The sequence below is a fragment of the Enterococcus sp. GPZ-007 genome, assembly GCF_059374735.1.
The window spans coordinates 1-530 of sequence record NZ_JCAFYN010000119.1 but is presented as its reverse complement, the minus strand read 5'-3'; the positions used below and the strand labels follow the sequence as shown (position 1 = coordinate 530).

Below are 530 nucleotides of genomic sequence, written 5' to 3'. Positions count from 1 at the left end.
GTACTTACTTCCTTGTTAAATAACAAAAAGGGGCTTTTGGTGGTTTGACAACTATTGATTTTTAGGATTATAGTCGAGGCGTGATCACAGAGAAAAATGAAATAAGACAAAAAAGAATGTCTTTTCAACTCGTATACTTTCGTTGAAGGATACATGGCATTCGAATTAAACAAGGAGGAAACAACGATGGAAAAGCCACTATTTACACCCACTCAGATCTTTTCGCTTAAACGCAAAACAATTGAAAAGCGAATGGATCAATACTTTAACGACACCCATGACGCAAAACAAACGATCCAAATTTTGGTAGCGCTTCAGGTACGAGATGAACTGGCAGAAGAAGATTTTTCTTTCTGCATGATGGAACTGGTCCGGAGAATCCTGATGAAAAGCAAGACTTCGCGTACGCTACGCCGCTATTATATTTATTTCAAGAATTATTTTTCTTCGAAGGAATGGAAAGTTGTCAGCCTGCGTTTATTTGCGGCCAAATCATTTATCAAAGAAAAAATCGAAAAAGTCATCAGCCA

General features: G+C 37.5%; 1 protein-coding gene. It reads left to right on the top strand.

Annotated elements, in window-relative coordinates; all coding sequences use genetic code 11:
- Positions 1–186: 186 nt before the first annotated feature.
- Positions 187–530: hypothetical protein (locus AC4J95_RS21170; RefSeq protein WP_494551553.1), on the top strand; the 344-nt coding region annotated here is incomplete at its 3' end.